The sequence below is a fragment of the Sulfurovum sp. genome, from assembly GCF_041562805.1.
Classification (GTDB): Bacteria; Campylobacterota; Campylobacteria; order Campylobacterales; family Sulfurovaceae; genus Sulfurovum.
On sequence record NZ_JBFFOH010000142.1, the window covers coordinates 1 to 6571 of the forward strand.

Annotated in this window: 8 protein-coding genes and 1 tRNA gene; 4 read left to right on the plus strand and 5 right to left on the minus strand. The window is 38.4% G+C overall.

Annotated features, from left to right (window positions below; all coding sequences use genetic code 11):
• Window positions 1-751 (plus strand): tyrosine-type recombinase/integrase (locus tag ABYK33_RS12705; protein ID WP_373033637.1); only part of this gene is annotated, 751 nt, incomplete at its 5' end.
• Between the two features lie 31 nt (window positions 752-782).
• On the opposite strand, the gene ABYK33_RS12710 is transcribed toward ABYK33_RS12705, so the two are convergent.
• Both ABYK33_RS12710 and ABYK33_RS12715 read right to left on the minus strand, forming a co-directional pair.
• Window positions 783-859, minus strand: a tRNA-Met gene (locus tag ABYK33_RS12710).
• A 9-nt stretch (window positions 860-868) separates the two neighbouring features.
• The gene (locus ABYK33_RS12715) at window positions 869-2005 is read right to left on the minus strand and encodes an FtsW/RodA/SpoVE family cell cycle protein (protein ID WP_373033638.1); all 1137 of its coding nucleotides are present in this window, start codon (window positions 2003-2005) and stop codon (window positions 869-871) included.
• A 51-nt stretch (window positions 2006-2056) separates the two neighbouring features.
• On the opposite strand from ABYK33_RS12715, the gene pgeF reads away from it, so the two are divergent.
• Complete coding sequence (gene pgeF / locus ABYK33_RS12720; protein ID WP_373033639.1) at window positions 2057-2845, plus strand: peptidoglycan editing factor PgeF; 789 nt, start codon at window positions 2057-2059, stop codon at window positions 2843-2845.
• A gap of 26 nt (window positions 2846-2871) precedes the next feature.
• The gene (locus ABYK33_RS12725) at window positions 2872-3327 is read left to right on the plus strand and encodes a hypothetical protein (RefSeq protein ID WP_373033640.1); all 456 of its coding nucleotides are present in this window, start codon (window positions 2872-2874) and stop codon (window positions 3325-3327) included.
• Between the two features lie 244 nt (window positions 3328-3571).
• On the opposite strand, the gene ABYK33_RS12730 is transcribed toward ABYK33_RS12725, so the two are convergent.
• The gene (locus tag ABYK33_RS12730; RefSeq protein ID WP_373033641.1) at window positions 3572-4882 is read right to left on the minus strand and encodes a hypothetical protein; all 1311 of its coding nucleotides are present in this window, start codon (window positions 4880-4882) and stop codon (window positions 3572-3574) included.
• 324 nt (window positions 4883-5206) lie between these two features.
• Between ABYK33_RS12730 and ABYK33_RS12735 the strand changes: the two genes are divergently transcribed.
• Window positions 5207-5581, plus strand: a complete 375-nt coding sequence (locus ABYK33_RS12735) for a YbgC/FadM family acyl-CoA thioesterase (RefSeq protein WP_373033642.1) — start codon at window positions 5207-5209, stop codon at window positions 5579-5581.
• 18 nt (window positions 5582-5599) lie between these two features.
• Here ABYK33_RS12735 and ABYK33_RS12740 read toward each other — a convergent pair whose 3' ends face one another.
• Window positions 5600-6025, minus strand: a complete 426-nt coding sequence (locus ABYK33_RS12740) for a hypothetical protein (RefSeq protein ID WP_373033643.1) — start codon at window positions 6023-6025, stop codon at window positions 5600-5602.
• 218 nt (window positions 6026-6243) lie between these two features.
• A partial coding sequence (locus ABYK33_RS12745) for an aconitase family protein (protein WP_373033146.1) occupies window positions 6244-6571 on the minus strand: 328 nt, incomplete at its 5' end.

The window sequence follows — 6571 nt, forward strand, 5'->3', positions numbered from 1 at the left end:
ACTGTCTGACATAAAAGCATCACATATCATGAAGTGGCAGCATGAGTGTGGACTAGCTCCAAAGACGATACGAGGTCAGCGTTCCATTTTCAATATGATACTTGAAATGGCACATTACGATGACCTTATCAGAAAGAATCCCTTGAAGTTTGTGAAAACCCCAAGAATGGAATACAAAGAGGTTCATGTCTATAATGAGGACGAGATAAAAACCCTTATTGAAAAAAGTTCAGGGCAACTCAAGAATATTTTGATGTTCAATTTCTTTGCAGGTCTTCGAGTTTCAGAGCTCATTGCACTAAGGTGGAACGACATTGACTTTACGAACAATACTGTCAGAATAGATAGTCGTATTCGTGAAGGTATTGAAGATGTACCCAAGTCAAAAAAAGTTAGGATCATCGATATGCTGCCGCAAGCGAAAGAGGCTTTAAAGAATCAGTGGCGACTGACAGGGATAAAAGATGATTTTGTGTTTGTGACACGATACGGAAAGCCTTACAATGATGAAAGGCCACTCAATAGATCACTTAAAAAACTTTGTATCGAATGTGATATCACAATAGGTACGACACATACCATAAGAAAATCCTGCAATACCCTGCTCAAACAGTATGGCATGCCACTGGATTGGATATTGGACCAAATGGGCCATATGGAAGATGGTGTGAACCGTGATCATTACACGGGAAAAATAAAACCTGATCTCTCTAAAATTGGCAGAGTTTTGGCAGAGTCCAAAATTAGTTAGTCTGAAAGTACGTGTTTTAGGGGGTTATAAGTGGTGGGTCGGGGGAGACTCGAACTCCCGACCACTCGGTTATGAGCCGAGTGCTCTAACCAACTGAGCTACCGACCCGTACAGGTGCTATGGCTGGTCTTTCGAAATCATGACGATTTTCGAGTCAGAATTATATCTACTGTAGTCTTTAAATGCAATTAAATTTTGCAAAATACCGAAAATTACTGCAAATATAATAAATGAGGTCCCTCCGTGGCTAAACATAGGCAGAGGAAGCCCTACTACAGGGGCTAAACCTATGACCATATAAATATTTACTCCCATATAAACAAAGAGTAAAAAAGCCAATCCGGAGGCAAACGCTTTGATCAGATAATCTGTGGCATGTTTAGCTGAAATATAGAGTAAATTAAAGATGAGAAACATATAGAGTACGATGACCGTGATCATTCCCTTGAAGCCAAATCGTTCACCCAAATAAGCAAAAATGAAATCGGTAGAAGAGACGGGAAGAAACTTGAGTTGTGTCTGTGTCGAATCTTCTTTACTTTTACCTTCAAGTCCACCTGAACCTATGGCGATCAGTGCTTGTCTGACATGGTAACTTGGTTTCCCTACAAAGTCAGTGACACGCTTTTTTTGATAAGGTTTCAACTGTCCGTAAAGCAGTGGTGCTGTAAGCCCAAGTATGATGACGATCGCAGCCCATATCTTCCAATTTATACCTACTACGAATAAAATACCATACCCTGTAATAAGCAGTACCAGCGCCGTACCCAAGTCCGGTTCTTTGGCTATAAGTAAAAAAGGAATGACGATAACGATGGAAAGTTTAATAAAATCTAAGATCCCATACCCTTTTTCTCCTGGAGGATTTCTACCTATAAGATACCCTAGCATCATAATAACACTTACTTTAATGAACTCTGAGGGCTGAATGGTGACACCTACCCCAGGGATCTCAATCCATCTTTGTGCACCTAAGATAGTTTTTCCTACAAACTCAACTGCGATGAGCAAACCTAAATTTCCTATATAAAAAATAGGTACAAACCACCAAATGACCTGTCTCCATGGGATAAAGGCAGAAACAAAAAAAGCAATGGCTGCGATGAAATAGTAGACCATCTGTTTCGTAAAAAGATGAGGGTTGATCTCATTGATCAGATAGGATGAGATCACAAAAAGAGGAACAACCTGTAACATAAGAAGGTAGGAAAAATGTTTAAAAATACGTTTGTCAAAGTCAAACCAAGATTCCATACAATATCCTATTTTTTAGGGTATTATATCAAAATAGTAGTAAGGAGTATCATGCTTGATTTTTTCACTTTCAATCACTTTAAAGGATCCCCTTCCCTGCTACATGCCGTGACCACAAAATCAAATGATCTCCCTTATGCTTTCAGTCTTGCTTTGCATACAGGCGAAGAGCATAAAAACATCATAACCAATAGAAACAAACTCTCCAGCCTGCTACACAGCGATGAAAAACTACATTATATCGTCGCAAATCAAACCCATAGTGACCACATAAGGGTCATTACCCAAAAAGAGACCAAAGGGTGGGAGAGCCTTTCGGATGCTGTTGAAGATTGTGATGCACTTATAACCGATGTCAAAGGTGTGGTGTTGAATATACTCACTGCAGACTGTGTTCCTATACTTCTTTATGACAAACAAAAAGAAGTGGTAGCTGCTGTTCATGCTGGATGGAAAGGTACAAAAGCACAGATAGTATCTAAAACCGTACAGAAGATGACAGAAATATATGGCTGTGATCCAAAAGATATCATAGCAGGTGTTGCACCTGCTATAGGACGTTGTTGTTATGAAGTAGGTAAAGATGTTGCAGAACATTTTTTTGATATTCCTGAAGGGTTTACACCTATAGGTGATAAATATATGTTAGACTTACCTTTTATCAACAAACAACAACTCTTAGATGCAGGGCTTCAAGAAAAAAACATTGAGATGAGCCATACCTGTACTGCCTGTGAAGTAGAACGATTTTTCTCTTATAGAAAAGAACAAGGATGTTCAGGCAGGTTTATGAGTATGATAGGTCTCAAAAATACAAATTTTCAGAATATCTCGCAATAATTACATATCAAATAGAAAGAGGAATAATGCATACATTTCAAATTGCAGAGTCAGTACTAGATGGTTATAAAAATGAGAAACTCAGTGAAGAAAGAATCAGTTTCTTAAAAACACAAGCCAATGAGCAACTTGATGAAATATCTCAAAATAAAGAGATATATAATAAGTTTTTAAACCAAGTTAATGCACCCCAAAAGATAGACAATATTATTCTTTGGATACTTCTTATGTCTAGTGAACGAATATGTGATGAATATATAGATGAATTTAATAAAGATTTTAGGGAAATAATTCCAGTGAGTGACTTAGCTGATCTATTACTCTACAGTGTTCACTTAAAAAAAGTTAAAAACATTGAACTAGACGGATTTGACTATTTATTAGAATATGAAGGAGAAGGTATAGAAGAGGTGGATCAATATAGCTTTACAAATGCCTTACTCTATATTCAAAAATCAAAAGAAATTCAAATGGAGTTTTAAAGTGAAGATAAGGGTCTATTCCGAATACTCTTTTTTTCCCATAATTGTAGGGAATAAAGGCTTATTCGCTAAATGTTTTTCCTATATATCAAGCAATTAAGCGAAATTATATGACCGTTTTTGGGACCGCTGATTGTTGTAGATGAAAAAGGAGAGGAGTTACACTGCTTTATCAAGCCTGTTGAGCAGGTGAAGCGAGGCTACTCTACTCTCCTGCTGATTGTTCCCCCGAAAGGGGGAGTTGTTAGTGGATGGTAATATCGATGTAGACCTCATTAACATCGACGTACTGAGGGAGTGTGCCGCCTTCTGATTCTGCTTCGGTTGGTGCGACATCATCGATAAAGGTGTGATTTTGCGCACCTGTATGAACTGACGTTTCATCCAGAGAGAACGTAATACGCCATATCCCTGTTTTCTCGTAGCCAGGATTATCGTTCGCGAGGTCCCATACGAATCCGTATATAAAGTTACCGGCCACATTGACCTCAGATGAGAAACAACCCGGTCCTCCATCGCATGAAAAGAGTGGCTGGTCGTACAATGGATCTGCTTGTGGAACACCCTGAGCATCCACTTTCTGGATCTTCAAGTGGGCATTGCTAGCAAAGACGAATGAGGTATTGTTTTCGTAGGTCTCCATGTTTGTCCCATATATTTCATTATATTTGCTTCCATAGAGGGAAACCATATTGTATGAGGTCATGTTCTCGTCCTGGATACCATCTAGGTCTTTGGTTAGCGCCACTTCGATCCTTATTTTGGATTCGCTGGTCAAAGTCTGGCTGATCAGATTGTCTCCAAACGTTGCCGTAACATGCTGATCTGCGTCATTCCCGTCTTTCCATTCACCCTGCCATGTGCTGACGGTCTGCTGTGGGTAATAGGTCACGCCACCCTTATCAAATGTTATGGTATCGTCGAAGAACGGGACTTCAGTCAGCGTTTGATTTTGATCACTAGACGGGCGCAGCCCAGTGCCGTAGTCGATTTGGTCAAGGCTAGTATATAATTCCATCCAAGGCTTGGTCGGGTCAAGCGGAAGCCCAGTAATACCGTAACCATCAGCAAAGATCATCGCTGCAGCGAAGTTGTTGCCGTAGGATTCGACTTCGCCGGTAGTGAATATAATACTTTCTTCTGAAGTCGGTGTCTCACCATTGGCGTTCTTGGCAGCTACGACGTAGGAAGTATTTACGTCCTTTATCAGTCCGGCATTGTCAATGTACACATAGCTTGTCTCTCCCTCCACGACCGGTATGGAGTAGAGGTGGTTGTCCGGATCAAAAACGCTCCCTGGTGTTGTACCACGATAAATCTCGTAAGAGGTCGGCTCACTGCCTGTTGTAGGTATATCCCAAGTCAACGTGGCAGACAGATCCTGACCACCTATGTTCGGTACAACCCTAAATTTCTCCGGTACACCAGGAAGCACAACATCACCACCGCCTCCGCCACCACCGCCGCAGCCATTAGCCATAATACCAAATAAGACCACAAACAACGTGGCCACTATTGACACAAATTTCTTACTTTTCAATTGAACCGCTTTCATATAGAATCCTTTCTAATTTATTGTTACATTATTATTATACAAACAAAAATTATTAATATCTTCACACAAACGGGTGATACGATAGAGTTTTTTTACAGATAGTGACTTTTATCACTGTATAAATTGTTTAAGATAAAAAGATAAAAAAGTTTACTATGAATCACTATTTAAAATAAACTTTTGATATGGTTATCTAATATATTTCTGTACAATACTAAGAAATACAATCAAAAAGGCTTTAAGTTTTAAAACATTTTAGTGACCGTTTTAGTGTCCGATAAATTATAAAAAGCTTTGAAAGTACCGTAAATTAGGGAGTTTATCATGAAGATTAGGGTGTATTACGAAGATACAGATGCCGGTGGTATTGTCTACCATACAAATTATATAAAGTATTGTGAACGTGCACGCTCAGAGATCTTTTTTGAACGAGGGCTGAAACCTACATTAGGTGATAAGAGTGGTTTTGTTGTACGTGACATAAAGGCTGGTTTTTTAGCCACTTCTGCACTAGGTGATACCCTAGAGGTTACAACAAAGATCTTGACGTATAAGCGCTCATCTATAGTACTGCTACAGGAAGTATGGAAAGAGGAAGTGAAAGTCTTTAGTATGGAAGTTACTTTAGTCTATGTGGACAATGGGAAACCTTGTCGTATACCTGAAGTATTCAGAGATATTTTTAAAGAAACCCTCTAAAAATATCCCTAAAGCATTTTAAGTTAATAAAAGATGCGTAACAGCAACTGCAAATGCTGATGCCCCAATATATCCTGCACCAAATAAAAATGAAGAGATAAGTTTAAGCAGCGGTTGGAATCTCCATTTAAGCAGCAAGATGATGAGTGAACCGATCATCGATGGTAAAAATACATATGCCATGGCAAATCCTAAGCCGAAGCCATTTGGTATAAGAATTTGTGTTGAGATAAGAAGACCAATAATAAATACACCAATAATATACATCGCCATATATTTGATAGTACCGTATTTAGTTAAACTATCATCCAGACTAAGTTCTTGTGTAAATGCATCCTTAATATCAGAAAAATCAGAATCCTTTAATGACAGTTCTTCAGCAATCAAAAAAAGAATGAAACTTCCGAAATATCCTATACCTATAGCAATCATTAACATGCCCATGTTGAATCCTTTAATTTATTATTTATGACTCAATTCATTGTAACAAAAAAATAATATAACATTAGTTTTAATTATATTATTAGTTAAGAAAATATAGTTAGTGTGTAGAAAAGTTATAGTGTACTATATAGGTAAAGAAGAGGGAACTTGAAATAGAGATTAGGTTTTTCTACCCCCCCCCGTAGAGGGTAGAAAAGTGAATGATAGATCGAAGTTGACTACTCAACCATCGCTTCAAGTTCAGCTTTAGAAACTTTGTTAAAGTTTAAGTATTTGTAAATATCATCAGACATTTCTGGCTTGATCTTGTTTTGAACAATTTCAAGATACTCAGATGCTGTTGGTAATTTACCTTTAAGTGCAACCACTGCTGCAAGTTCAGCAGATCCAAGATACACTTGTGAACCTTTACCAAGTCTGTTATCAAAGTTTCTAGTTGATGTAGAGAATACCCATGCATTTTGCTTAACAGCTGCCTGGTTACCCATACAGAGTGAACATCCTGGAGGCTCGATACGTGCTCCAGCCATTCCGAATACAGAATAG

Bases quoted from the DNA above. Each gene is read 5' to 3' on its own strand.
- ABYK33_RS12725 (WP_373033640.1), top strand. From the start codon at position 2,872: ATGCATACATTTCAAATTGCAGAGTCAGTACTAGATGGTTATAAAAAT.
- ABYK33_RS12730 (WP_373033641.1), bottom strand. From the start codon at position 4,882: ATGAAAGCGGTTCAATTGAAAAGTAAGAAATTTGTGTCAATAGTGGCC.
- ABYK33_RS12735 (WP_373033642.1), top strand. From the start codon at position 5,207: ATGAAGATTAGGGTGTATTACGAAGATACAGATGCCGGTGGTATTGTC.
- pgeF (WP_373033639.1), top strand. From the start codon at position 2,057: ATGCTTGATTTTTTCACTTTCAATCACTTTAAAGGATCCCCTTCCCTG.
- ABYK33_RS12715 (WP_373033638.1), bottom strand. From the start codon at position 2,005: ATGGAATCTTGGTTTGACTTTGACAAACGTATTTTTAAACATTTTTCC.
- ABYK33_RS12740 (WP_373033643.1), bottom strand. From the start codon at position 6,025: ATGGGCATGTTAATGATTGCTATAGGTATAGGATATTTCGGAAGTTTC.